At 63.0% G+C, this 814-nt stretch carries 1 protein-coding gene; it reads right to left on the bottom strand.

What is annotated here, in order from left to right; all coding sequences use genetic code 11:
- Positions 1–90: 90 nt before the first annotated feature.
- Positions 91–735, bottom strand: coding sequence for an arylesterase (locus tag EN879_RS37650; protein WP_013528820.1), 645 nt, complete (start codon positions 733–735; stop codon positions 91–93).
- Positions 736–814: the final 79 nt, after the last annotated feature.

The raw sequence follows: 814 nt of genomic DNA, 5'->3' as shown, positions 1-814 counted from the left end.
ATAGCGAATCATCGATAGTCAAACGGAGCAAGAGGTTTGTTGGCCACAGTCCCTGTTAAAAGCTCGCCGGGCGGAAACAGTTCCAACCCGCTAGGAATCGCCCGGCACCGCCGCGATCACCTTCTCGACCGCGGGCAGGATGCGTTCGACCATCTGGTCGACGCCTCGTGCGCTCGGATGCAGGCCGTCCTCGAGCTGCATGCCGGGCTGGCCGGCGACGCCGTCGAGAAAGAACGGGTAGAGCGCGACGTCGTATTTCTTCGCCAGGTCCGGGAAAATGGCGTCGAAGGCGCTCTGGTAGTCGGGACCGAGATTGGGTGCGGCGCGCATGCCGGCCAGAAGCACGGCAATCTTGCGCTGCTTCAGCTTGCTCAGCATCTCGTCGAGGTTCTTTTTGGTGATGTCGGGCGAGACGCCGCGCAGCATGTCGTTGGCGCCGAGTTCGAGGATGACCAGCTGCGTGCCGTCCGGCACCGACCAGTCAAGCCGCGCCAGGCCGCCGCTCGTCGTGTCGCCGGAGACGCCGGCATTGGCGACGGTCACGTCGTGGCCTTTGGCGCCAAGCGCTGCCTGCAGCCTGTCGGTAAAGCCCTGGTCGGGTCCAAGGCCATAGCCCGCCATCAGGCTGTCACCGAAGCCGACGATCTTGAACGGCTCGGCACGCGCCGACGACATGACGCCGCAAATGGCGAGGAAAACCACGAAGCCTGCGGCAATACTGCGTTTGAAAGACATGCGGCAGGCCCCATATGAGCTAGGAATTCTCCAGTCGACGGCTTCCGGCAAGCAGAGCCTTCATTCCCAGATATAGGAC

This window comes from Mesorhizobium sp. M7A.F.Ca.AU.002.02.1.1 (assembly GCF_003998535.1).
GTDB classification, from domain to species: Bacteria; Pseudomonadota; Alphaproteobacteria; order Rhizobiales; family Rhizobiaceae; genus Mesorhizobium; species Mesorhizobium ciceri.
This window is presented reverse-complemented; position numbering and strand designations above follow the sequence as displayed.

Excerpts from the sequence above, each read along its gene's own strand:
- EN879_RS37650 (WP_013528820.1), bottom strand. The coding sequence starts at position 735 with ATGTCTTTCAAACGCAGTATTGCCGCAGGCTTCGTGGTTTTCCTCGCC.